Source organism: Neptunomonas qingdaonensis (assembly GCF_900113275.1).
Taxonomy (GTDB): domain Bacteria; phylum Pseudomonadota; class Gammaproteobacteria; order Pseudomonadales; family Balneatricaceae; genus Neptunomonas; species Neptunomonas qingdaonensis.
In genome coordinates this window covers 1-24,010 of record NZ_FOOU01000005.1, presented here as the reverse complement: position 1 = coordinate 24,010, position 24,010 = coordinate 1, and the positions used below count along the sequence as shown (strand labels likewise).

The window sequence follows — 24,010 nt, the reverse complement described above, 5'->3', positions numbered from 1 at the left end:
TTCACGGTTCACTCTTTTATCACAGTAATCGTTCTAAAGGTTAAATTCACTCTGGGTTCACTGACTTTTTTAGTCGGCGGTACGCGATGTAACCAGTGGGTTTGTGTTGTTCCTTTCATGACCAGCAAGCTACCGTGTTGCAGATCAATAGAAAGCGTTTCTTTAGACTGTTTGTGCTTTAAAGAAAACTTACGTTCAGCACCCAAGCTGAGTGACGCGATCGCGCCGTTACGTTTCAAGTCTTTTTCTGCGTCACTGTGCCACGCCATACCTTCACTACCGGTCTGATATAAATTGAGTAAACATGAGTTAAATGTTTCTCCTGTCAGCTCTTCAATACGGGCTTTGAGTGCCGATAGCTCTGTGGTCCATGGCAATGCTCGCCGGCTGATCTTCGAGTAGGTGTATTCAAACGGCTGGTCAGCGTACCACGCCACTTTTCTCTGGGTAACAATATGTTTACCAAAAATGACCGCTTCGTCATGCTTCCACTCAATATGTTCCAATAAGCGGCGTAAGTAGTTATCCGCGTCCTGTGGCGGTATTACCGGCCCGTAGTAATTGACGATGCCATCTTTGGGTAAGTAATTTTCAGATGGGTCAATCTGCTCATCAAATAAGTCATAAGATCGGTCATGAAAACCGGTTTTTTTTGACATGACGCTCTAGCTCCCCACAGAAAATTCATTAATCACACTCAAACACAGGCAAATCACTCAACCGAGTGGTGTACTGCGGCGATAAAAACGCACGCTTCATGGCAAACTTTTGCTCGATGCCCTGACCGGCCAAATGGACCGTATTGCGTCCATATTTAGCGTTGATCACGTCCAGGCATTTCATCAGTTCTGCATTATCTTTGCTGGTGTTAAACAGATCTCCCTGATAGTTTTTTGTACTCACAAGATCAACTAAACCTATACCACAACGATAAAACCGAACACCCTCTTTGTGGATCTTATTCATCACGCTGGCAATCGCATTGGCCATCACCCGTGAGTCACTGGTGGGTGTCGTAAAACGATGTAACACAGAACCACGATAATAAGCTTCCTGATCATGCGGTGAGCTACTGGCGAACACCATCATGGCACTGGCAAGCCCCGCCTGTCGACGCAGCTTTTGCGCGGCGATGCCAGAATGCGTTACCAAAGCGTGCCTGAGCGATTCTTTATCGGTAATACGCTGGCCGAATGAGCGCGTGGAATAGATTTGCTGCTTGGGAGCCCTTACGTCATCCCAGGATAAACGCACACTGCCGTTCAGCTCATGCACGGTATTTTCCACCAACACGCTAAACTGTTTTTTCATCAGCGCGGGCCTGGCTCTGGATAGATCCCATGCCGTATGAATACCGATATCACATAATCGCGCACTTAACCTGCGGCCGATACCCCAGACATCGCCTACCGCCATCTGCTTAAGAATCTGCCGACGCGCCTGCTCATTATCAATAACAGCAACGCCGCGATAACCCTCTATTTTTTTAGCGGCGTGATTGGCTGCTTTTGCCAGCGTGGGAGTTAATCCCACGCCCACACCAATCGGTAATCGTACCTCTTTCCATACCGTGCGGCGAATAGCCGCGGCATGTGCCTGCCAGCCTTCTGCAGGCACATAGTCAAGCTGAGAGCCCGCACCATAATAGAGAAAGCATTCATCAATTGAATAGATATGAATGTGCGGTGCAAAGCGTTCACAGGTTTCCATCATCCGCTGAGACAGGTCCGCATACAGCTCGTAATTAGAACTGCGAATCACAGCCCCCACCGCCGCCAGCTGATCCTTTACCTGAAAGTAAGGAACAAACTTTTTTCCTACACCCATACGTTTAGCAATATGGCAGGCCGCACAAATACAGCCATCATTATTAGTTAAAACGACAACCGGCTTATTTCTGATCGAAGGATCAAACACCTTCTCGCAGCTGGCATACATTGAATTCACATCACAAAGCGCATACATCAGAACAGTCCGCGTTTCAGTGGCCGGTGAAAGCGTACCGAGCGTGTTACCACACCTTCAATAATAAACTCGTCTCCCTCGCTGAGCTGGTAATCCTTACAGCCAGGTGAAGACGATACCAGGCGTTTCTGTTTTATATCAGCAATCTTGCAGACAAACCCGCCATTTAAGGTTGCCACAATGACATCACCGTTAATGACAGTTTCTGCACGTGACACCACAAGGATATCATTTGGGAAGATACCCACGCCTTTCATAGACGTGCCCTCGACAAAACCCAGATAGGTCGCTGCCGGATCATCAATCAAAATCTGATCAAGGGTAAGCCTGAGTTCGGTATATTCGGCAGCGGGTGATTCAAAACCTGTGATGCCCGCACAAGCTCTAAGAGGAATAAAAGGAAGCATCATAAAAAAGCCTATACTGTATGTATGAACAGTATAAGCTTAATTATTTTTCTATCAAGTGATGGTGGATCTATTATCCACTGTGCTGGTCATAATCTTTCAGGTAATCCAATTCAACATTGATACCATATTGAAGTGACTCATACCCTTTGTTGTCCCATGGTTCGATCTCACATTTACCGCTGTTTATGATCTCTTGTACCCAAGGCGTGTAACGCTTACTGGCTACCGGCACATCATCGTTTGGATCGTCTGGTTTGCCTATTTGTATCGGACATTTCTGACCTATTCGCTCCAATACGCTGGCATGGATAATGGGTTTTCCATGTTTGTCATCATCCCAGAAAATTTCTCTGCTGACCTGATTGAATAAGAATTTGTCTGTGCGTGTCATGCGTGAGTCGTGGATCACTTCTTCTACATTTTGATTAAGCGTGACCCAGTTAAACGGATACAGCCTTAGCGGATGCGCGAGTACTTTATCGTCGGTGGCTCTGTCTAACATCCAGCACAAAGGTATATCAGAAACGCCACTTTGCTTATAACCACCACCTACATCGGTATGCACACCGCTGAACCATACTTGCTTAACGGTTTGTTTGCGGTCTCTGCCTTTCTGCGCACTGGTGTCGCCGTCTCGTGGATCTGTCATTACGTTTCCAAGAATCGACTGACCATTTTTCATAGTTTGCCAAGGCAGTAATTCAAAAGCGTCGCGCTCCTCATCAATCGACATGGCGTGATAGGCGTGCTGGACGCGGGCGCTGAGCTTGAAGTCATGAAAGGAGTTTTTGAAATAAGGTATTTTATCAAAGAAAGCGTTGACCGCTTTAACCGGTACGCCCAGTGCTGCCACGGTGTCCCACACACCCAGAAAATCGATATTGCAAAACGTCGTATTGTTACGTTCGATAAACGTCCGTGCTGCCTCTTTGCGCTCGTCAGGATCAGAAATACTGTAAATATCCTTGTAGGCCTTTTGAGCTAACTCGGGCCGTGACTGTGGAAGAATGCCAAACAGTGAGATAAAGCCGGAAAGGCTGCGTACTGTGGCTGCACCACGGCTGAAGCCAAAAAGAAACAAACGATCACCCCATTGATAATTATCAGAGATAAATTGATAACAATCTAAGACGTTTTTATCAAACCCGGCACCCAGAGCATTGCCTGTTATTTTCCTGATACCGGTACCTAATCCACGGTCATAAAATGCAATTTGCGCGTTGGTACGGTTTTCAATCATGTTAAATAATTTGTATACATTGGTGTTGTGTTTTTTTCCTCCCTCCTGGCCCGTTCCATCTGAAAAAATCACAATGTTCTTACCGGTTCCCGCTGCGCTATTTTCTGACATCGACGTTCTCCGAATCTTATTTTTATTATGTGGCGAGTAATCGATTGACCATTAACCAATGATGCTAATGTTTACAGCGTCTTCGAATATTCCCCAGCTCATGATCGCTTCCCTGTAAAAGAGTATCCGCCCATGAGTAACACCTTTAAGAGAGGGTAGCCAGGCGTTTATGCTTTACTCACCCAAGACAAACTCTTGATGAGTATCTAGCCACAGCGGGTATTTGAACATGGCTTGCGCATAGAGCCTGCTTTGCAACTGATTGTTTAGCCAGTGCTGTAGGTGAGTATAAGGGCCGTTTAAATATAGCTGTCGATTCACTTTAGAGAACTGCCTGACAAAAGGCAGTAACGCATAATCGAGCAGGCTGGGAGTAGCGCCCATAAAAAACTCGTGTTGCGCTAAGCGCTGCTCCAGACGCTGAATAAACGGTTCACATGCCAGGCGATATTGCTCTTCAGTATCTTCGTGGAAACGCTTGGCGTGTTTGTATTGTTCCAGGCTGGGCTTAAACTGTTTGTCATTTTCTTCAATGATTTTCAGCATCTCTGGCAAAGCATCCGGATGCTGAGAACGGAGTAAATCCTGCGGATCGTTGCGCTTCAGCGCCCATAACATAATATCTAAGCTTTCATCTATAATGCTTTGATTATTAAGTTTTAAATCATAATTTTCGGCACCATGACCGGCTTCAGTTTCGGCTTCGAGGACTAAAACAGGCACTGTTCCTTTAGGTGATACCGCCAGCATTTTCGCTGGTTTATTCTTCATCACGATAGGCCGCAGCATGACGCGTTGCCGGGCTAATAATATCGCCAATCTTGCACGCATCGCGTACGGACAGTTCTGTAATGAGTACAAAATTGGCAATGTCATGACCATTTCAGAAGCACCTCAAAAGCATTTCACATCCATGCGCCTTACAAGCCCTGGCTATATTGTGCGTTGGTGGATACCGTAATCATACTGCTCAACTGCTGCTGCGCTTGCTGATCACCCTTTAGGAAATTCTCAAAGTGCGTTACTAACTGCGCTTTGTCCTGCTCCGCTTTAGAACCCGCACCAATATTTGTCAGATCGATAAAGAACTCATCAAACTGGTCAGCCAAATCATTGACGATGTCAAAGTTCAAGAACTGCTCGTCATTATAGATACTGGGGTAACCGCCCTTCTGTTTATCAATGGAAAAAGAAACGCCCTTCACATTGGTAATCGTGGTGGCTTTTTCGCACTTAAGCATACAGCCATCTTCGATACTGGGCTTTTTACAACCAACGGTTTGCTGGAAGAAACACTGACGACTGGTCATCATCAGAATCGGGTGATAAATGCTGTAGAGCATTTTGAAGTTATCCGGGCGTGCAATGTTTTTGATTTGCATCCGGTTAATTTCATTAGAAATAAATGCCCCGGCACAGTTCAACTCTTCTTTTAACGTTAATAATGCATAAGAGTTAGTTGTATTTAAGAACGGGCCAGCAATCCACTCAATGCCCATTTCAAAAGCTTTGTAGGCAACACCGGTATTATTGCTGACAATACGTGTGGGACGAACCTGTTCGAGTAATCGCACAGACTCGTCATAATCTTTACCAATGAGTACCGCTGGAAACCACGGAATCAGGCGAGGATTGTTGAGGAAAATATCGATTTGTTTGTTACAGTCTTTTTTCCAGCTTTCCGGCAATTTAAAATACACATCAGCGTCTGTCAGATCACACAAGTGCATATCTTTTACATCAGCAATTAATATCGACATGCCCGGCTTGCTGGTGGTTTTCTTATGACTCGGTAACGGCGCTACATCAACGTGCGGAATGATCTCGACTGAATTGTTAAGCAACAAGGCTGCCTGGTTTTTCAAGCGTGTCAGTTCTTTGAACGGTAAACTGACATCATCACTCAAGCCACTACAGTCAAAAGATTGGATAGTGTAATCGCTGCTGGCAAAGTTTTTAAAGCGCTTTTCCAATACTGCCTGATCAATAGGTAACTGAGTCACGGCAGCCAGCTGCGATTCCGTTTGCAGCGTATAGACTTTGTCGTTGTCACCAATGGTCATGGTTAGACACAAAGGCTCATTCAGCTTACCGGTAAACGCTAATGCCAAGGGTTGCCTTGCGATACTCAGGTATTTGATTTTTTCAGCCAGTTCAACGCCAAGATCATTTCTCTGGGCGTAAAGTTCCTCTCTCGCTTCCTGGACTTGAACCACAGAAATGGCATTACTTTTTTCAACCGCGTGGTGAACACTGTAATCACGAGGATTGTCGATAAACATATCCTTAGTGAGATTGCCTTGTAAAAATGAGTTGGTAAAGTCGCGGTTAAAAACGCGGTGCAAATTAGAATCGTCTGCTAAAAGCTTACCCGTCTCGACAAATTGGTCGACCTGCTTGCGCCAGGTATCGACCACGGTATACACGTAGTGTGCGCCTTTAATGCGACCTTCTATCTTCAATGAGTCGACCTGAGCATCGACTAACTGCGGCAGATCAAAATACGCTGAGTTATCTTTCAAGTTCAGCGGGAAGCGATTACCCGCCGCGGTTATCTCATATTCATCGCGGCACGCCTGGCTGCAACGGCCACGGTTACCCGAGTTACCGACACTCACTGAGCTGGAATAGCATTGGCCTGAGAAAGCGATGCATAATGAACCATGAACAAACACTTCTGTGAGTACGTTGTGCTCGTGCGCCACAGCCGTTAAAGACTTGATTTCAGCAAGGTTCAACTCGCGAGATAAATTAACACGTGACGCGCCGATTTTTGCCAGGAACAGAATTTGTCCTTCGTTATGCGTCGTCACCTGCGTTGAAGCATGAATATCGAGCGTTGGAAAATGTTTCTTAACGAGGTTAAAAACCCCCAAATCCTGCACTATGATACCGTCAATGCCTGAGTTAACCAGCTTATTCAGCAGCTTGATCATTCCCGGTATTTCATGCTCAAGGATGACGACGTTTAAGGTCAAAAACACTTCGCAATCGTATTTATGCGCTAAGCGTAAGATGCCTGTTAAGTCTTCAAAAGAAAGGTTAGTTGCCCGGTTTCGGGCGTTAAAGGTATCTAAGCCACAATAAACGGCGTTGGCGCCGGCAATAACGGCAGCTTTAATGGCTTCAACATCCCCACCGGGTGCTAATAATTCAATCTTTCTACTCATGTGGCAAACTCACTTAATTCTGAAAACAACGCGACAGGCGGGGTAACCCGAAATTTTAACGGGAACGCGTGAGTAATGCTATGGACAGACAATAAGAGATCCGCTTATTTGTATAAGATATTACCTGCTGCGCTGTAATTATCATGCAGGATCCCGAAAACCAAGATCTGTATAAAACATCCTATAGCGATCAAAAGCTATTACGAATAACAATTAATACATAAGATAACGCACCAAAGTAATGCACCAAAGTAATGCATCAGCCCCATGTTAATGCAGGCAGATATGGGCGAATTCACACTTGCTGGTCTAAAGCCCAATTGAATTATTGAAAGACTAATAAGAAACAATGAAATTGTTACTTTCACCGCCTTTATGCATTCTGGCAAGTTTTTTGCATTTAATTTTAAAAATTAATGCAAAAATTTAGTATCAGGGGAAAGTGAATGAGTGGTAATGAATCGCGTTTAAAGGCAATTTATGAAATTACTAACACCGCGCCTATTGAAGCAAAAATGACGGAGCCTTTGAACAAAATCTGGGCAAGCGATGTTTTTGGTTTGCGTCAGATGGAAGAATCATTATCAAAAGCTGCATTTAAAGCTATCAAAAAAACAGTAGAAACAGGTGCCGAGTTAGATTCTGCAACAGCCGATGTGGTTGCAGCAGCGATGAAAGACTGGGCGATGTCTAAGGGCGCTAAATTCTTCTCTCACATTTTTTACCCTATGACCAACGCCACTGCGGAAAAACATGATGGCTTTATCGTCACAAATTCCGACGGCGCAGCTATTACCGAATTTACTGGCAGCCTGCTAATCAAAGGTGAACCAGATGGGTCATCATTCCCAAATGGCAGCTTGAGGATGACCAATGCCGCCCGTGGTTATACTGCCTGGGATCCAACCAGCCCAGCTTATATCATGCACACAGCAAATGGGGCTGTGCTGACTATTCCTAGTGTATTTATTTCCTGGACGGGTGAAGCACTCGATAAAAAAATACCGTTGTTACGCTCTAATGCCGCGATGAATGCCGCCGCGCAGAAAGTATTGTCTTTAATGGGCGAAACTGACATTGCAACACTTAACTCAAGCTGTGGTGCTGAGCAGGAATACTTTTTAATAGACGAAAACTTTGCCAATGCCCGTCCGGACTTACTGTTAACCGGCAGAACATTATTTGGTGCCCCATCACCTAAAGGGCAGCAATTTGATGATCACTACTTTGGTGCCATTCCAGAGCGTGTTCAGGTATTCATGCAGGATTTCGAAGATAAGCTATACCGACTCGGCATCCCTGCTAAAACACACCATAACGAAGTAGCACCAGGGCAATTTGAAATTGCACCCTACTTCGAATCAGCTAACATAGCAGCTGACCATCAGCAGCTGTTGATGACCGTTCTGAAAAACACCGCTAAAAAACATGGATTTCTTTGTCTGTTACATGAAAAACCTTTCGCTGGCGTCAATGGCTCAGGTAAGCATGTTAACTGGTCAGTAGGTAATAGCACACAAGGTAACCTGCTGGACCCTGGCAACACACCAAATGAAAACCTGGACTTCCTATTGTTCTGTGGCGCAGTTATCCGCGGTGTTCATAAGTTTGGCCCATTGCTGCGTGCTGTTATCGCTACAGCATCGAACGATCATCGTCTGGGTGCTAACGAAGCACCTCCGGCAATTCTTTCTGTGTATCTTGGCGATCAGCTTGAAAAAGTATTTAATGATATTAAAACAGGCGCCCTTCACGTTCCTAGCGACGGTGGCACTATGGATTTGGGCTTGTCACAAATTCTTAAATTCAAGCGTGATCCGGGCGATCGTAACCGTACATCACCTTTTGCATTTACGGGTAATCGCTTTGAATTCCGTGCGGTAGGCTCACAACAATCCGTATCGGGTCCGCTAATAGCGATGAACACCATGCTGGCTGATTCGCTGGAATGGATTGCTGCAAAACTAAAAGCTGAACTGGATGGCGGTGCAGAAACTCCGGCAGCTGTATTTGCGGTCATAAAAGAAATCATGGAATCACACGGCAATGTAGTATTTGGTGGGGATGGTTATTCTGCTGAATGGCATAAAATGGCTGCTGAAGAACGTGGTTTGAAAAACCTGCCGACATCAGCTGAAGCGCTTCCTGTCCTTAAATCACCGGAGGTTGTTGAATTATTCTCCAGTACTGGTGTTTTATCGCCTGTAGAACTGGCCAGTCGCTTTGAGGTGTATGCCGAACAATACGTTTTAGCGATTGAAGTTGAAGCTAAACTTGTTGTCGAAATGGCAACAACGATGATTTATCCAGCCGCTGTGAGCTATCTATCGACGTTGGGTTCTGTTAATGCAAAACTGATAAACTCACCTGCGGATGCTGTCACTAATGCAGCTAATGCAATGATGGCATCGGTTGATAAATTAACCACAGCCATAGAAAAAGAAGAGTTTAATTCTACAGAAGCACATCTGAGCTTTTTAGCAGGGGATGTTTGCGGTCTGATGCTTGAAGTGCGTGCTGCTGCAGATGCGCTTGAAGGTCTTGTTCCGGATAGTGTGTGGCCATTACCGAAATATCGTGAAATGTTATTCATTAAATAATGACGTAACGCGCCTCTGGATCACAGGGGCATTCACTACACTTGCAACACGGTGAGCCTGATAATTCAGGCCACCGTGTTTTTCGTTTTAAGAGCCTGAGTTAAAAACTTCTAATCAGGCTGCCCGGAAAAAAACTAACCTTTAGTCTTGGCATTATCGTCACTTTTTTGCTCAGGTACATTCGTTTGCAAATCCGAAATTTTTGGTTCACGGCGGCGTCGGGTTTTAGCCGGCACCATTCCACGCATGGATTCAAGCTTACCAAAACACAGCAACTTGTCGTTTGATTCCAGAATGCGATCTTCACGCGGATTTGGGATACTTTTAGCGCCTCGGTATAAGGTAAGAATATTAATATCCTGTTCGCGTAAATTGGTTTCTTTTATACTTTTTCCAACAAACTTTGAGCCTTCAGGAATAAAGATTTCACTGACACCGTAACCTTTGCTGACCGTGAGTCTCTGTCGCACATCTATTTCAGGGAAGTCCACTTGGGCTGCTATATAATCAATAACGGCACCGGCAACATCCAGCCCTGTACAGGTTTCAATTCCTTCCAACCCCGGCGATGAATTAACTTCCATTATTTGAGGGCCGGTTTTACTTTCAAGCATATCCACACCGGCAACACGCAGCCCCAGTATTTGAGCCGCTCTTACGGCTGTTTCTATATATTCTGGTGAAAGCTCTACGGCTTCGGCTACCCCACCGCGATGGACGTTGCTGCGAAACTCCTGGCCTTGGGCGACGCGCCGCATCGCAGCGACTACCCGGTCACCGACGACAAATGCTCTTATGTCTTTACCTTTACTTTCTGCCACAAACTTCTGAATTAAAACGTTTTGTTTCTGGCTTTGTAATAACTCGATAATCGATTCAGCGGCGGTCTCTGTTTCCGCCAGAAGCACACCAATACCCTGAGTCCCTTCAATTAATTTGATAATAACAGGGGCACCACCAACGCGTTTAATCGCGGGTAATACGTCTTGTTTATCACGCACAAAGGTGGTTCGTGGGATGCCGATATGATGTCGGCTGAGTATTTGCAAACTTCGGAGTTTATCGCGTGAATTACTGATTCCGTGCGATGTATTCGCACAAAACACATCCATTTCCTGAAACTGGCGGACAACAGCGGTACCAAAATACGTTATCGACGCACCAATACGTGGCAAAACAGCATCGTAATGGCTTAAGGGCTTCTGCCGAAAATAAAGGTCGGGGACACCTCTCTGAAGATCAATAGAAAACTTGAGTGTATTTAATACCTTAACGTCATGACCACGCTGAAGAGCGGCCTCTTTAAGGCGCATCGTACTGTATGATTTTGGTCCGCAAGATAAGATCGCTAGCTTCATGTTAATTACTCCGGTGATTGTCCGTATAACGCTACATAATTAGAGAGTCATGCCCAATATTCGTTCATTAGTCGCTTTTATTCATACGGATTCATTTTCATTCGATACGAGGAAATCATGACTCGGATCAACCAATATTCGATCCTTCATCGCCTCTCGCCCTAACAGCATTAAATACGTCATTGTTGAACGATCGGTTAGCGTTAGTTGAATCGGCCAACTATCCTGCCCAATTTTAATGGTCGTGTTGATCACCACTCTTTTCTCTTTATCGGCGGATGAACTTTTCACGACTTTTTTTGCTTGCAATGGTGCGGTAGTGGTCACTATTTTTTTGACATTATGAATATCAGGATGGATATCAAACCGGACCCAGCGCTTTTTCTCTTTTACAAATTCCTCAATATTATCGACGTGTAAAGATGAGGTGGTCGCGCCTGTATCAACTCGCATCTGCAGATGAGATATGCCCAGGTCAGGAAGATCACAGCATTCAAGTGCGCCAATAATTATTTTTTCTTTTCGTTTAGTCATTGTTCTTACTTAACCTGGTATTGATAAATTTAAATCAATTATTAGTGCGGCTATTAATAATAGACCCGCGCTACATCCAAAAAGACACAAAAAAACACAAAAAAACACAAAAAAAACGATTTAAGCAAAAAACCTAAACAGTTCAGCGGTGACTTCTTCAGGCGCTTCTTCTGGCAGAAAGTGTCCGCAATCTACCCCTCGTCCCTGTACCTGTTCAGCTCGCTCGCGCCATACATTTAAAACATTATAAGTACGCTGCACAAATCCTTTCGTACCCCATAAGACAAGCAGCGGGCAATTAATTTTTTTATCTATATCTTCTTCGTCATGTTGCAGGTCGATACTCGCGGCAGCACGATAATCTTCGCAGCTGGCATGAATCGATTCGGCTGTACTGAAGCAGCGTATATATTCAGCCATGGCCTCATCGTTAAAAGAGGCACCGGGCGCACTCCAGCGTTTCATTTTTTCAGTAAGATAATAAGCGGGATCTGCACCGATCATATGCTCGGGCAGCCCATTAGGTTGAATAAGGAAAAACCAGTGATAGTATCCGGTGGCAAAAGCCTGATCGGTATTTTTAAACATATGATAGGTAGGTGCGATGTCCATTACACAGGCTTTTTTGACCTTCTCGGGATAATCGAGTGCCATGCGGTGTACGACTCTGGCACCGCGGTCATGCCCCGCCACAAAAAAATCCTGGTATCCCAAAGACGCCATAACCTCGACCATATCCTGAGCCATCACACGCTTTGAATAAGGAGTGTGATCCTCTGTACTAGGCGGCTTTGAACTATCGCCATAGCCGCGCAGGTCCGGACAGATGACATGGAAGTCATTCATGAGATGTAAGGCCACTGCTTGCCAGATAACATGAGTTTGAGGGTAACCATGTAAAAGAAGCAGTGGCCTCCCTGAACCGCCGTGTACCAAATTGATTTCAGCGGAGGCCGTTTTTACTCTCGATTGCGTAAAACCCTTTCCGAATATCATGTCCAAACTCCTTTTCCTGTCGATGTAATACAGCAAAAATCTTTGGTGTAGATCTCCTTGTTAACTGCTAACAACCTCCAGATTTTTAATACCTTTCCAGTCAAGACTATACAGATCCATACGGCGATCTTTTAAGTTATTGACAGATCCTTCACTGCGTACTGATATCAGTTTATCCAAGTCTAAGTCACTCAACATAACCATTTCTGTGTTCGGTGTTGTTTCGGCCATAACGGCATCATGCGGGAAGGAGAAATCTGATGGCGAAAACACCGCGGCTTGCGAGTATTGTATATCAAGATTTTCTACTTGCGGCAGGTTGCCACAGCTTCCGCATATAACCACATAACACTCATTCTCTATCGCACGAGCTTGTGCACAATGGCGTACGCGTAAGTAACCATTTTGGGTATCCGTCCAGAACGGTACAAAGAGAATATCCATATCCTGCTCGGCGAGTATCCGGCCTAATTCAGGAAACTCAACATCGTAACAAATCAGAATACCGATTCGGCCCGCATCTGTTTCAAAAACACGTAATTGATTACCACCCTCTATTACCCAGTCACGGCGCTCATGTGGCGTAATATGAATCTTGCTTTGTAACTCAATCGTACCATCACGGCGGCACAAATAACTGACATTGTAGAGCTGGTCATCCACTACCAGGGGTAAGGAGCCGGTAATAACGTTAATGTTATAACTCACCGCCATTTGCGACATTTCGTGTTTGAAGCGCTCGGTAAAGCCTGCCACAAAACGAATCGCCTCGGTCTGATTACGCTGGTTAGGACTCAACCCCATCAACGGCGCATTGAAGAACTCGGGAAACAGTGCAAAGTCACTTTGATAGCTCGACAGTGCATCAATAAAATATTCTACCTGTCTGAGCATTTCCTCAACGGATCCCACTTCGCGCATTTGCCATTGAATCGCACCAATACGCACAATAGTTTTGCGTGTATCCAACACACTCCTTTTCGGTTCATAGAAGATATTCCGCCATTCTAATAAGGTGGCATATCCTTGGGACTTTTCATCTTCAGGCAGGTATTGCTTGAGTAAACGTGTCACCTGAAAATCATTAGATAACTGGAAAGACAGAATAGGATCATAGATGCGTTTATGATCTACCGCTTCTATATACTCAGCCGGCGACATCTCATCTGAATACTGATGATAATTAGGGATACGACCACCCGCTAAAATCGCCCGCAGGTTGTGCTGCCGGCATAACTCTTTACGGGCTTCATATAAGCGCCGGCCTAAGCGAAACCCCCGATAATCCTTATGAATCAGAACATCTAAGCCATAAAGCGCATCGCCTTCGGGGTCATTAAGAATGGTTTCCTTAGCGCTGATCAAGTCATCATACGTATGCGGGTTACTGAAACGCAGATAATTGACCTCTACCGATAACGCTACACCCACAATAACATCTCGATCAACTAAACAGATCTGCCCCTCAGGCAGATCCGCCATCAGTTTGAAGATTGTATGTTCCGGCCACGCCCCACCAATATCGTCATAAATAGAATCCATCAACAATTTGAGCTGCGGATAATCAGATTTTTCAAGGATGCGTATTTTCAGGTGCAGGTCTTCTAGCATGATGTTCCCTTCTTGTATTTCGCAAAAGCGGAGGGCACTAGTATAGCCAGCGGCAATGGTTAATGAATAGCGTTGAAATCGTTTTACAAAAACAGATCTGAAAAAACAAGTGAAAAATAGGGCTGGATCACAGTGCTAGCTCCGCCTTCACTATCAAGAGTAAGCCCGAAAGGGACACCAGGTTAAGCGTCTACTGTTGCCATCTGGCTCTCGCGAAGCTCAGCAAGCCCGCTGTCCAGCGCTCGTAGTTCTTCAACTATATTCGGTGTTTCAATTTGATGTAGTGTTCGATAACGCACCTCAAAACCACGATACGCTTGCACTAGTCGACGGCATTCGGCTTGATGCGCATCACAATCTAATCCCTTGTGAACAGCGCCCAACAATGCAGCTACCAGAACCCAGAAACCCATCCAGACTGAATGGGTAGATGAGAACAAAGCCGATCCGGCAATAACACCGAGCAAAGAAGGAATAAGCACGGTGATCCAGTTTGTCCTGGAGAAAAGTCGCAACCGGCTATCAAAATAAGCGGCACGCTCACCACATTCCGTTGCGCGCTCAGCCGCAAGACGTTGGTAATTAGCAGTCATAGTTGCAGTAACCCCGATCTATTCAACAAAACATACGCTGTAGGATAAACTCCGTACACTTCTGGAGCGCTGATCCGCTGTTTGCTTCACAGCAATGTAACAGGATTAGTTTCCGATTTCTTGGCCAAACATTATCCGATGTCCGTCATTTGTACGCACGCCAAACTCCTTCATTCCCCAAGGCTCACTTTTCAGTGGCTTTATCAACTCAGCTCCGTTCTCGACAATTTCAGCACAGTACTCATCAGCGTTATCTATGACAATGTATGCAAAGTAAGAATGATCACCTAGTTCATGGGCAGGAATTGAATCAGGACAATGCCCTGCCATTATCTGACATCCGTCCCGCTCAAATAGACGCCAGCCATCATCCCCAATCTCTCTTATTGAGAACCCAAGCACATCTTGATAATACACAGCAGCTGCCTGCAAACTCTGAACAGCAATCACGTACATGTTACGTTTGATCATAATTTATCGCCTAACGTTACCAACTTAACGTAACGCCATGTTCGATAGCTAACCGATTAAAAAAAGCGTTATGCCTTTGCTAAATTTTGTGGTTTTCCTTGCGCAAAAGCCACGACGTTTTCAAACGCAATCTTGAAGTAAAGTTCATAACTGCCCTTTTCGACATAGCCAAGATGAGGTGAGCAAAGTACATTAGGTAACGAAAGCAATGGCTCATTCTCTTTCGTTGCCGGCTCCATTAAAAACACATCCAATGCAGCGCGTTTGGTTTGATTCGCTTTCATTTCGGTATACAAGGCATTCGGCTCGATTAACTCAGCGCGGCTGGTATTCACAAATAATGAATCCGGCTTCATCAGTGATAAATCTGATTGCGTCACACAACAGCGGGTCACTTCATTTAACCTCAAGTGAAGTGAAACAATGTCGGCCGTACTGAAAAATTCCCGCTTGGAAGATGCGGGAGCAAAGCCATGTGATTGAGCCAATGCTCTTGATGACTCACTACCCCAGACCACAACCGACATACCAAATGCTTTTGCGTACTGCGCTATACGTTGACCAATTTTTCCGTAACCCCAAATACCTAAGGTTAATCCATTCAATGTTCGGCCCAGTCCGAGTACTCCTGATTGCTGCCATTGATCATGTGAAAGATGCGCTACGTATTCTGGAATATTTCGTGAAGCCGCCATGATTAAAGCCCAACAAAGCTCGGCAGGCGCTACGGGAGAACCGGTACCCTCAGCAACAGAGACACCATACTTATGACACTGCGCTACATTCAAGTGATTGCTCACTTTGCCCGTTTGGCTAATAAGCTTGAGATGTGGGAGTTTTGATAACAACTCTTGCGTAATGTGAGTACGTTCCCGAATTAACACTAATGCCTCAACATCAGATAGTTTTAACGCAAGTTCATTGGTATCGCTAAACGATTCATTAAAAACCTGAACATCGTGACCGCTGAGTATGTTGAAACAATCCAGAGTGCTAACGACACTCTGGTAATCATCTAAAATTGCAATTTTCATTACGCTTTTCATCCTGACATACAGGGCCTGATATGCCCCAGTATTGACATTAACTCATCAAGGAATTTAAAAACCTGGGGCAAATCCGGCTAAATGCCTGATCAGAACATGGAATTGCCGTTCTTCGTATAACTGGGCACCTGCTGTATCGAATCCCAATGCTCGACTATCTTTCCATTTGCATCAAAGCGAAAGAAATCCATAGTTACATATTCCTCGTTTCCAGGCCACGTTTGGTGCGTATGCAACGCCACCAAATCGCCTTCAGCAATAGCCCGGACAAATTCTATCTCTTTGTCGGGATATGATGCAGACATCTCTTCAAAATATTCGATAAATGCCGATTTCCCATCGCCAACCAAAGGATTGTGCTGTTTGTATTCGGCCCCCACATACTGTTTCACAGCACCGGCTGGATCACCTAAATACGCCGTTCGATAAAATGCAATCGCGTTTTTTTTATTCGCTTCAGAATCGTGTTTCATTTTTTCTCCGCCATTTTTTTCGCTGACACTTTTTTCTGATACATAGAGGATCGCGGTATTAAAAGGTATTTATAGTTAAAGGCGGACCATATATGACCCTTATTGAAAATCATTCAATCGCGACTCTAACAGCTTTGCGTGTTCGTGTGTTGTAGGCAACAACTGCCCCAGACGAGACACCCATACCCGTCACAGCCTCGATTACTACTTGATGCGTGACCATCAGTGTAAGACTATTTTGGTTGAGTTCTTCAAGCTTTTCTTGGAGTAACTTTAGTGTTTGATTGCGATCAGCATGCTCTTCAAAAAATGAGTTCAGTCCAGCGAATTTTTCAACTACGCCAAGTTGTAAAAGTTCGGCGGTTTCGATGCAACGACACCAATAGCTTGAATACACTTTATCAACCACTATATTCGACTGCTTTAGCTTCTGCCCCAATGAGATAGCTTGACTTCGACCAACGGCATCCAAATTTCGCTGTGTATTGCATTGGTTAATAACAAAATTATCAGGATCACCAAAACCAGGCGCAATAGCATGACGGATAAATAGTACGTTGGCATCGATTTCACGTAGCTTATCCATAATGGAATCGCGATTTGTCGTGGCGAAGGCGTTCTGCACGCTACCCGATAACATAATAAAAACTAATAATAAATTCCGTGCTAACATCTGTTTTGATTCACTGGTGGTTGAAGATTATAGTTTTTGACCAATACAGACCAAAAATACTCAATTAATCTTCGAATATGACTTTATCAGATAAGGGGGGCAAGTCTTGCTCCTTGCAGCCTTTCTGATTAATCGGCTTACAGTCGAATAACTACCTTTTTCCACTAGTATCGCTTTAGAGCACCTTGGTAAAGATGCCCTACACGCCGGTGAGTTCTGTTGAAGTATTGAGTATAAACGCCGTTAAGCTGACGCATTCCCCTTGAAAGGGTGGCATCCCCTGTCTCAACCAATAGATGATAGTGATTATCCATAAGACAGTAGGCATGGCATGCCCAGTTGAAATCATTACAAACTTCGCCCAATAGCGCTAAGTAATTCCGACGATCGGTATCGTCACAATAAATGACACCGCGTGCGTTTCCTCTTGATGTAACATGATACAGCGCACCTGAAAACTCTATTCTCAAAGGCTTAGACATCATCCACCTCCCTGTGAATTAACCTCTAAAGATAATAGCCTTTAAATATATAAATTGGTTAAAACTCACCCAGTTTATTCAAAGATACACAATGCAAGACCTGCCCCCTTAGGTTTATCGCTAGAATAGCTGCCGCATTAACGCTACTTACATGAAAGAGTAAGCGAGTTGATTGGTTTCTGATCACACATGCAGCTTACATAAGAACCGCCTAGCTCTTTATCATTAAATACCGCCTGCAGTTCTTCATTATGAAACCCAAAGAAATAAAGACTTTTTCCTGTATAGCCACCATAGCTGTTTTTAGCATTAACCGCTGCGCACACAAAATAGCCGAACTGGTCTCCTGAATAGTACCAGTGGCCCTTTTTTGGGGTGTCGATATATTTAACGCGCTTTGAGTCCGGATCTTTTAACGAGTCATTCAGGTAGTTATCCACAGTTGTATCGTAAGAAGTGGGTAGCGTGCCGTAATTTGCGTTTTGTAGCTGTTCTTTGGTTACGTTGGTCGTACATCCGACCATCATTGTTATTGCGACCAGAAGCGTTAAAATCCTTTTCATTCGTGTCATTCCTCTAATTTACACTAAGTTTCTCTCAAAGACGGAGACAGCTTGGCCGATAATCTTAATCTCATCAAGCATATATACGGATATTGTGAAATCTGGATACAGATCTTTGCTTTCATGGTCACTAGATACTAACCAGGAATCCAGCGTTTCGTTAAACCGCTTGATACTTACTCGGCCATCAAACTCAAAGTATAAGGGGTCAGGTCTTGCATCTTGCAGCCTTGTTATTTTCCAACGTACTTTTTCTCCTGCCATATTATTTTTTTGTGAAATCAACTCAGGCAGATAACGTGCAAGTGTTATTCATCCGATAAAAGAAAGTTTTTGTTCTGTGCCCGATTTTCAATCACACCGTCTTGGGTGCGATCCTTAAGGTTCACCCCCGAGAGCTTTAAACGCCGCGCTTCACGCAGCAGAAATAATGCCCGTCTAGCTGCTTCTTCATAAACCAAACCTGCCGGGCGAATATTCGAGATGCAATTACGACTCGCGTCATTCAGGCCAGTTTTGGGCTGCCAGGTTAAGTACAAACCAAGACTATCCGGAGAGCTAAGGCCCGGTCGCTCGCCGATTAACACTAATACCACTTGAGCATTAAGCAATTCACCTACATCATCACCAATGGCGACCCGGCCTTGCTCTACCAGCGTAAAAGGTGCCAAATTCCAGGGTTGTGGATCATCTTGTAGCAGTGTCACTAAGTTTTGAATAAAGGGCACGGCATTTTGTTGTACCGCTAAAGACGACAAACCATCGGCGATGACAATCGCCAAATCATGTTTTAGCTCGGCCTCACCACCCTGTTCTGCCATATAACGGTGTAACGAATTTCTTGACGCGTCATTGAGCTTTCTACCCAGATCAGGCCGCTGTAAATACGTCATTCTGTCGTACGCCTGACTATGCAATGCAATCGGTGGGCACGGTGTGCAACATTTAGCAGGTTCTGTTTGTGCGGCGCGTGCTGGTTGGCTGTCGCGACCTGCGCTAAACGTACTGAGCTTTTCGCGTAGTGTTTCAATATCTAACGGTAAATTGACAGCATCCCGCGCTTGGGCATGTGCCAACTGAAAACCAAGCATTTCTGAGGTAGGCAAGCTAATACCTGCACGGCCTAACCCTATCCTCGCATCGGTATAGCTGCGCAACGTACTCCAAGGATTTTCTACCACCTTGCCATTTTCCTGGTGTGACTTTTGCTTGGGTGAGCCTATCAATTCACTTGTTTTTGAAGTTGATTTTTTCAACGCAGACCTCCCCCTACTGATTTCAGAGAGCGGGCAAATGGCCCGGGTATAGCGTCGGATAAAACATGTTTACCCCCACTGCCCATAATTTCCATCTTATGTAACCAATCTTCAAATTCTGGTGCAGGACGAGAGCCAAGTACCCGGCGAACATATAGGGCATCATGAAATGAGGTAGTTTGATAATTAAGCATGATGTCGTCTGAACCCGGGATGCCCATCACAAATGCACAGCCCGCCACGCCAAGTAAGGTAAGCAGATTATCCATATCATTTTGGTCAGCTTCCGCATGATTTGTGTAGCACACATCACAACCCATCGGCAGGCCGAGTAGCTTGCCGCAAAAATGATCTTCAAGCCCTGCGCGGGTAATCTCTTTTCCATCAAACAAGTACTCTGGTCCGATAAAACCCACCACGGTATTCACCAACAGCGGATTAAACTTGCGTGCCACAGCGTACGCCCGTACTTCACACGTTTGCTGATCCAGGCCGTGGTGTGCATTAGCAGAGAGCGAACTGCCCTGTCCGGTTTCAAAGTACATCAGGTTGTTACCCACAGTACCTCTTTTCAGGCTTTGGGCGGCGTCTTGCGCTTCAGCCAACGTGGCTAAGTTAAAACCAAAACTGCTATTGGTCGCCTCTGTACCGCCGATCGACTGAAACACTAAATCAACCGGTGCACCGGCCTCAATGCACTCTATGGTATTGGTAACATGGGTCAGCACGCAGCTCTGGGTAGGAATGGCGTACTTTTGAATCACGTCATTCATTAAATGCATTAATTTGATTGCCTGAGCAACATTATCCGTGGCGGGGTTAATGCCAATGACCGCATCACCATTGCCGTACAACAAACCATCTAAAATACTTGCTGCAATACCGTTCACATCGTCCGTCGGGTGATTAGGCTGTAGCCGCGTAGACAAGTGCCCGGGTAGCCCGATTGTGTTACGAAATGCGCTGCTCACATGGCATTTCTTAGCCACTAAGATCAAATCTTGGTTACGCATAATTTTACTAACCGCAGCAGCCATTTCCGGGGTTATACCCTGACGCATTTGTGCCAGCACCTCACTGGTTGCATAATCGCTTAACAGCCAATTTCTAAAATCCCCCACGGTTAAATGGGCAATAGGTGCGAATGCCGCACTATCATGTTCATCCATTATTAAGCGGGTAACTTCGTCCTCTTCATAAGGCACCAAGGCTTCGTTTAAAAATGTTTTCAGTGTTACATCGGCAAGAGTAAGCTGAGCTACGGCACGCTCTTCTGCTGACTGGGCTATCACTCCAGCTAATCGGTCGCCGGATCGCTGTGGTGTTGCTTTGGCCATTAATTCAGCCAGATCTTTAAATTGATAGGTATGACTGCCCAGGATATAGCGATAGGTATGACTCATAAATGTACCTCTTATGGTTAACCGCCGATTCCGTCATGGAACAGCTTTTGCGCAAAACATCTCCTATTGCCTAAGAAGACATAATCAGAGAATAAGCGGAATAAACGTCCTTTTCATCTACTAATCGACTCAGAAGAAGCCCATCGGATTAATATCATAGCTGACCAGCCTATTTTTGACCCGCTTCTGCAGCGTAACCGCTTACAATGTTGATCACGGCTGGCGGCGATTCACTAGCGGGCAAACTTTATTGCTCTACACACGTGCCCTGAGGGTTTATTAATTCTGCCTACGACTAATCAAACCCGACGACGTACTTATCGTCTTTGATGTCCGCCAGGATGTGCAGGACTGCGCCTGCAGACAGATGCGCCATTATGCAAAGGCAATGAATGAGTAGAAAGTGGGTAGAGGATTACTTTATAAATTCATTGAGTGTTACTGGTTTAGAATACAAGTAACCCTGAGCATAGTCACATCCCATTTCAGTAAGCACCCTCTCCTGAGCTTTGGTTTCAATCCCTTCGGCGATCACTTTAATTCCCAGTCTATGCGCCATGACAATGATAGATTCGCATAGCACCCTTGAGTCAGTAGATTCAGGTATTTGTCTGACAAACTCTCTGTCTATTTTTAAATAATCGATATCGTATTGCTGAATATACGCCAGTGAAGAATAGCCAGTACCAAAATCATCCAGTGCGACCTGGATTCCGGCATCTCTGAAATGTAGCAGAGTCGATAAACTCTCTTCGCTGCTGGTCATCAGGAGTCCTTCCGTAATTTCGATAACGATAGATGAAGCGTTTAAGCCCTGACCGGTTAATTTTTCAAGCCATGGCAGGAGTCCGGATTTGGAATCCAAAAATTGAACGGGAGATACATTGATACTTAATTCAAAATCGGAGCCAAACGCCTGTTGCAGCTTTTTAAGTGAACGGCAACCTTCATTGAATAGCCACTCCCCTATGCCAGTGATGAGCCGCGTCTCTTCTGCCAGCGGTATAAATTCACAGGGTAAAACTACGCCATGAAGCGGATGATTCCAGCGAATTAAGGCCTCGGCTTTTTGTATTTTTCCTGTTTTCAAACAGACAATCGGCTGAAAATAGAGCAGAAACTGTTGAGCCTCAAGCGCAATATGCAGATCGTGAATTAATTGCATACGTTGCACCACGCTTTCCTGCATCGAGGGGGTAAAACAGTGGTAACAGTTTCGACCAGACTCCTTGGCAGCATACATTGCCTGATCGGATGTTTTCAACAGTTCAGTACTATTTGTACCGTCAAGCGGATAGAAGGAGATACCAATACTGACCGAGATGTATACTGTTTTTCCTTCAAGATCGAAGGGTTCGCTGAAGCTTTTTTTGATTTTTTCAGCGACTCGAATAGCAGGCGTCAGATTAGGCAGGCTCCCCATAATAATTATAAATTCATCTCCCCCTTGTCGGCCAATAAGATCTTCTGAGCGAACACTACTTGCTAGCCGGGTAGCAACCAGTTTAAGAAGCTGGTCTCCCTTGTCATGGCCAAGCGTATCATTGACGTGTTTGAAATCATCCAGGTCCAGAAACAGAGTCGCCAATAGCAGATTATGACGTTGAGCCTGAGTAATCTCGTGACTCATATGATCAATCAGGGTGTTGCGGTTAGGCAAACCGGTAAGGTGGTCAAAGTGCGCTTGCTGCCATATTAAATCGGCGGCTTTTTTCTGTTCCGAGATATCACGATAAAGCGCGACATACCGCACGACCTGATGACTCTCATCGTAGATACTGTTAATACTCAACCAAACGGGAAATACTTCACCATTTTTTTTGCGGTTGTATATTTCTCCTTTCCAGCAGCCACTGTCTTTCAAGGCTTCCCACAGTGTATGGTAGAAGTCCTGATCATGATGGCCTGACGATAAAATGTTCGTTTTAAGGCCACGAACTTCTTCTTTTGTATAGCCGGTAACTTCGGTAAAGGCCGGATTGACATTAAGGATAAAGGTGTCTTTATCGGTAACCATCATGCATTCACTGCTATTTTCAAACACAGATGCTGATAACAGCAGTGATTCTTCATATTGCTTTCTTCTTGAAATATTTCTTATGACGATAATCATATCGTTGGACTGATGTATCGCATTTGCACGTGCTTCAAAAAACTCGCGTTTACCGCCAATATCTAAGGGATACTCCCATGTGGTTAACTTCTTATTCGCAACATGCTCAAGAATTTTCTGCTGAAAAAGCTTACCGATTTCAGTTGGCAGAACATCCAACATGTTGTGGCTAAGAAACAAGTCTGGTGACGTATAAAGGTCGCCCGGAGAGGATGTTCTGTATTCGAGAATGATAAAATCGCGATTTAATTTAAAGTAAAGGTCAGGTAACGCACTGAAGACAGAATCTAATTCATCACTGCGCTTCTTAGCGCTTTCTTCAGCTTTTAAACGCGCTTCAGCCATTTTTTTAAAGCGCTCGCCGAGTATCGACAGTTCCCTGGCTCCATTAGTGGGTAAGTTTTCAATTAACTCTCCTTTTTCAAGCCTGGCCGTGGCACCCGTAATTTGTTGCAGTGGTTGTAAAATACCAGAACGTAGTCCCTTAATAGCCAAAACAGTCACGGCCCCTAAGAAGATCAAAAAGTACAAAAGATTAGTGACGAACTGATAGTTCGCTTGCGCTAAAGCGCTATCTATTGGGATGCCCACGCTAACGGTTACGGTTTTTCCATTGGCTTAATGAGATGGTTCCCCTCGCTTTTAACCAGCTATGCTGGAAAGGTGACGAAACCAACAAGGAGAACCATCTCATGTATATCAAAGTCCTTGGAATCGATTTAGGCAAGTCTTCTTTTCATTTAATCGGTTGTGACTCCCACGATCAACAAGTCTGTAAAAAGAAACTTTCTCGTCAAAAACTCATAACTTTTATCGCTCAACTACCGCCGTGTCTGATTGCATTTGAAGCCTGTGGTGGTGCGCATTGGTTAGGCCGCCTCTGTATGGAGCACGGTCATGACGTTCGATTAATCCCACCTCAATATGTTAAACCTTTCGTTA

General features: G+C 44.9%; 21 protein-coding genes and 2 pseudogenes. 2 read left to right on the top strand and 21 right to left on the bottom strand.

All coding sequences use genetic code 11. From position 1 onward, the window contains the following. Window positions 1-8: 8 nt before the first annotated feature. The 6 genes from BM099_RS08790 to BM099_RS08765 all read right to left on the bottom strand — a co-directional run bounded on the left by BM099_RS08790 (window position 9) and on the right by BM099_RS08765 (window position 6,896). Window positions 9-659: an alpha-ketoglutarate-dependent dioxygenase AlkB family protein gene (locus tag BM099_RS08790; protein WP_090726887.1), complete on the bottom strand. Its 651-nt coding sequence runs from the start codon at window positions 657-659 to the stop codon at window positions 9-11. Between the two features lie 28 nt (window positions 660-687). After that, complete coding sequence (locus BM099_RS08785) at window positions 688-1,965, bottom strand: Y-family DNA polymerase (RefSeq protein WP_090726884.1); 1,278 nt, start codon at window positions 1,963-1,965, stop codon at window positions 688-690. Continuing rightward, on the bottom strand, window positions 1,965-2,375 hold the full coding sequence (locus BM099_RS08780; protein ID WP_232348952.1) for a LexA family protein: 411 nt from the start codon (window positions 2,373-2,375) through the stop codon (window positions 1,965-1,967). The genes BM099_RS08785 and BM099_RS08780 overlap by 1 nt, the downstream gene beginning before the upstream one ends. Window positions 2,376-2,445: 70 nt before the next feature. Further along, complete coding sequence (locus BM099_RS08775) at window positions 2,446-3,726, bottom strand: DUF2235 domain-containing protein (RefSeq protein ID WP_090726882.1); 1,281 nt, start codon at window positions 3,724-3,726, stop codon at window positions 2,446-2,448. 174 nt (window positions 3,727-3,900) lie between these two features. Then, window positions 3,901-4,602 (bottom strand): glutathione S-transferase, encoded by a 702-nt coding sequence (locus BM099_RS08770; protein WP_090727486.1) that lies wholly within the window; start codon window positions 4,600-4,602, stop codon window positions 3,901-3,903. Between the two features lie 44 nt (window positions 4,603-4,646). Beyond that, window positions 4,647-6,896: a peptidase U32 family protein gene (locus BM099_RS08765; RefSeq protein WP_090726880.1), complete on the bottom strand. Its 2,250-nt coding sequence runs from the start codon at window positions 6,894-6,896 to the stop codon at window positions 4,647-4,649. Window positions 6,897-7,342: 446 nt separating this feature from the next. On the opposite strand from BM099_RS08765, the gene BM099_RS08760 reads away from it, so the two are divergent. Further along, window positions 7,343-9,496, top strand: coding sequence for a glutamine synthetase III family protein (locus tag BM099_RS08760; protein WP_090726878.1), 2,154 nt, complete (start codon window positions 7,343-7,345; stop codon window positions 9,494-9,496). A gap of 134 nt (window positions 9,497-9,630) precedes the next feature. Here BM099_RS08760 and BM099_RS20670 read toward each other — a convergent pair whose 3' ends face one another. From BM099_RS20670 to BM099_RS08685, 15 genes and pseudogenes are all read right to left on the bottom strand, one after another. After that, window positions 9,631-9,966, bottom strand: a complete 336-nt coding sequence (locus tag BM099_RS20670; protein WP_244889932.1) for a cation:proton antiporter regulatory subunit — start codon at window positions 9,964-9,966, stop codon at window positions 9,631-9,633. A gap of 30 nt (window positions 9,967-9,996) precedes the next feature. After that, window positions 9,997-10,854 (bottom strand): annotated as a pseudogene (locus BM099_RS08755) (ATP-grasp domain-containing protein); the annotation flags it as partial. 81 nt (window positions 10,855-10,935) lie between these two features. Continuing rightward, the gene (locus BM099_RS08750; protein WP_090726874.1) at window positions 10,936-11,388 is read right to left on the bottom strand and encodes an ATP-dependent zinc protease family protein; all 453 of its coding nucleotides are present in this window, start codon (window positions 11,386-11,388) and stop codon (window positions 10,936-10,938) included. Between the two features lie 120 nt (window positions 11,389-11,508). Continuing rightward, a complete protein-coding gene (locus tag BM099_RS08745; protein ID WP_090726872.1) occupies window positions 11,509-12,384 on the bottom strand; it encodes an alpha/beta fold hydrolase in 876 nt (291 codons plus the stop codon). Window positions 12,385-12,444: 60 nt separating this feature from the next. Next, a complete protein-coding gene (locus BM099_RS08740; RefSeq protein ID WP_090726870.1) occupies window positions 12,445-13,995 on the bottom strand; it encodes a carbon-nitrogen hydrolase family protein in 1,551 nt (516 codons plus the stop codon). A gap of 182 nt (window positions 13,996-14,177) precedes the next feature. Next, window positions 14,178-14,588 carry a hypothetical protein gene (locus BM099_RS08735; RefSeq protein ID WP_090726868.1) on the bottom strand — a complete coding sequence of 137 codons (411 nt, stop codon included), beginning with the start codon at window positions 14,586-14,588 and terminating at the stop codon, window positions 14,178-14,180. A 105-nt stretch (window positions 14,589-14,693) separates the two neighbouring features. Then, window positions 14,694-15,059: a VOC family protein gene (locus BM099_RS08730; RefSeq protein ID WP_090726866.1), complete on the bottom strand. Its 366-nt coding sequence runs from the start codon at window positions 15,057-15,059 to the stop codon at window positions 14,694-14,696. Between the two features lie 68 nt (window positions 15,060-15,127). Continuing rightward, complete coding sequence (locus tag BM099_RS08725; RefSeq protein WP_090726864.1) at window positions 15,128-16,093, bottom strand: D-2-hydroxyacid dehydrogenase family protein; 966 nt, start codon at window positions 16,091-16,093, stop codon at window positions 15,128-15,130. A gap of 101 nt (window positions 16,094-16,194) precedes the next feature. Beyond that, the gene (locus tag BM099_RS08720; protein ID WP_090726861.1) at window positions 16,195-16,578 is read right to left on the bottom strand and encodes a nuclear transport factor 2 family protein; all 384 of its coding nucleotides are present in this window, start codon (window positions 16,576-16,578) and stop codon (window positions 16,195-16,197) included. Window positions 16,579-16,687: 109 nt separating this feature from the next. Further along, window positions 16,688-17,251 carry a histidine phosphatase family protein gene (locus BM099_RS08715; RefSeq protein ID WP_090726859.1) on the bottom strand — a complete coding sequence of 188 codons (564 nt, stop codon included), beginning with the start codon at window positions 17,249-17,251 and terminating at the stop codon, window positions 16,688-16,690. 164 nt (window positions 17,252-17,415) lie between these two features. Then, complete coding sequence (locus BM099_RS08710) at window positions 17,416-17,733, bottom strand: transposase (RefSeq protein ID WP_232348953.1); 318 nt, start codon at window positions 17,731-17,733, stop codon at window positions 17,416-17,418. A 143-nt stretch (window positions 17,734-17,876) separates the two neighbouring features. Beyond that, window positions 17,877-18,296 (bottom strand): hypothetical protein, encoded by a 420-nt coding sequence (locus BM099_RS08705; RefSeq protein ID WP_090726856.1) that lies wholly within the window; start codon window positions 18,294-18,296, stop codon window positions 17,877-17,879. A 308-nt stretch (window positions 18,297-18,604) separates the two neighbouring features. Continuing rightward, window positions 18,605-19,519: an ethanolamine ammonia-lyase subunit EutC gene (eutC, locus tag BM099_RS08695; RefSeq protein ID WP_198064123.1), complete on the bottom strand. Its 915-nt coding sequence runs from the start codon at window positions 19,517-19,519 to the stop codon at window positions 18,605-18,607. Window positions 19,520-19,548: 29 nt separating this feature from the next. Continuing rightward, window positions 19,549-20,955: an ethanolamine ammonia-lyase subunit EutB gene (locus tag BM099_RS08690; RefSeq protein ID WP_090726849.1), complete on the bottom strand. Its 1,407-nt coding sequence runs from the start codon at window positions 20,953-20,955 to the stop codon at window positions 19,549-19,551. Between the two features lie 415 nt (window positions 20,956-21,370). Then, window positions 21,371-23,563: a bifunctional diguanylate cyclase/phosphodiesterase gene (locus BM099_RS08685; RefSeq protein ID WP_177201127.1), complete on the bottom strand. Its 2,193-nt coding sequence runs from the start codon at window positions 23,561-23,563 to the stop codon at window positions 21,371-21,373. A 197-nt stretch (window positions 23,564-23,760) separates the two neighbouring features. On the opposite strand from BM099_RS08685, the pseudogene BM099_RS08680 reads away from it, so the two are divergent. After that, window positions 23,761-24,010: pseudogene (locus BM099_RS08680) on the top strand (hypothetical protein); the annotation flags it as partial.

What these genes read in the sequence shown, in the direction of transcription:
- BM099_RS08790 (WP_090726887.1), bottom strand. Translation starts at nt 659, where the DNA reads ATGTCAAAAAAAACCGGTTTTCATGACCGATCTTATGACTTATTTGAT.
- BM099_RS08785 (WP_090726884.1), bottom strand. Translation starts at nt 1,965, where the DNA reads ATGTATGCGCTTTGTGATGTGAATTCAATGTATGCCAGCTGCGAGAAG.
- BM099_RS08780 (WP_232348952.1), bottom strand. Translation starts at nt 2,375, where the DNA reads ATGATGCTTCCTTTTATTCCTCTTAGAGCTTGTGCGGGCATCACAGGT.
- BM099_RS08775 (WP_090726882.1), bottom strand. Translation starts at nt 3,726, where the DNA reads ATGTCAGAAAATAGCGCAGCGGGAACCGGTAAGAACATTGTGATTTTT.
- BM099_RS08770 (WP_090727486.1), bottom strand. Translation starts at nt 4,602, where the DNA reads ATGACATTGCCAATTTTGTACTCATTACAGAACTGTCCGTACGCGATG.
- BM099_RS08765 (WP_090726880.1), bottom strand. Translation starts at nt 6,896, where the DNA reads ATGAGTAGAAAGATTGAATTATTAGCACCCGGTGGGGATGTTGAAGCC.
- BM099_RS08760 (WP_090726878.1), top strand. Translation starts at nt 7,343, where the DNA reads ATGAGTGGTAATGAATCGCGTTTAAAGGCAATTTATGAAATTACTAAC.
- BM099_RS08750 (WP_090726874.1), bottom strand. Translation starts at nt 11,388, where the DNA reads ATGACTAAACGAAAAGAAAAAATAATTATTGGCGCACTTGAATGCTGT.
- BM099_RS08745 (WP_090726872.1), bottom strand. Translation starts at nt 12,384, where the DNA reads ATGATATTCGGAAAGGGTTTTACGCAATCGAGAGTAAAAACGGCCTCC.
- BM099_RS08740 (WP_090726870.1), bottom strand. Translation starts at nt 13,995, where the DNA reads ATGCTAGAAGACCTGCACCTGAAAATACGCATCCTTGAAAAATCTGAT.
- BM099_RS08735 (WP_090726868.1), bottom strand. Translation starts at nt 14,588, where the DNA reads ATGACTGCTAATTACCAACGTCTTGCGGCTGAGCGCGCAACGGAATGT.
- BM099_RS08730 (WP_090726866.1), bottom strand. Translation starts at nt 15,059, where the DNA reads ATGATCAAACGTAACATGTACGTGATTGCTGTTCAGAGTTTGCAGGCA.
- BM099_RS08725 (WP_090726864.1), bottom strand. Translation starts at nt 16,093, where the DNA reads ATGAAAATTGCAATTTTAGATGATTACCAGAGTGTCGTTAGCACTCTG.
- BM099_RS08720 (WP_090726861.1), bottom strand. Translation starts at nt 16,578, where the DNA reads ATGAAACACGATTCTGAAGCGAATAAAAAAAACGCGATTGCATTTTAT.
- BM099_RS08715 (WP_090726859.1), bottom strand. Translation starts at nt 17,251, where the DNA reads ATGTTAGCACGGAATTTATTATTAGTTTTTATTATGTTATCGGGTAGC.
- BM099_RS08710 (WP_232348953.1), bottom strand. Translation starts at nt 17,733, where the DNA reads ATGTCTAAGCCTTTGAGAATAGAGTTTTCAGGTGCGCTGTATCATGTT.
- BM099_RS08705 (WP_090726856.1), bottom strand. Translation starts at nt 18,296, where the DNA reads ATGAAAAGGATTTTAACGCTTCTGGTCGCAATAACAATGATGGTCGGA.
- BM099_RS08690 (WP_090726849.1), bottom strand. Translation starts at nt 20,955, where the DNA reads ATGAGTCATACCTATCGCTATATCCTGGGCAGTCATACCTATCAATTT.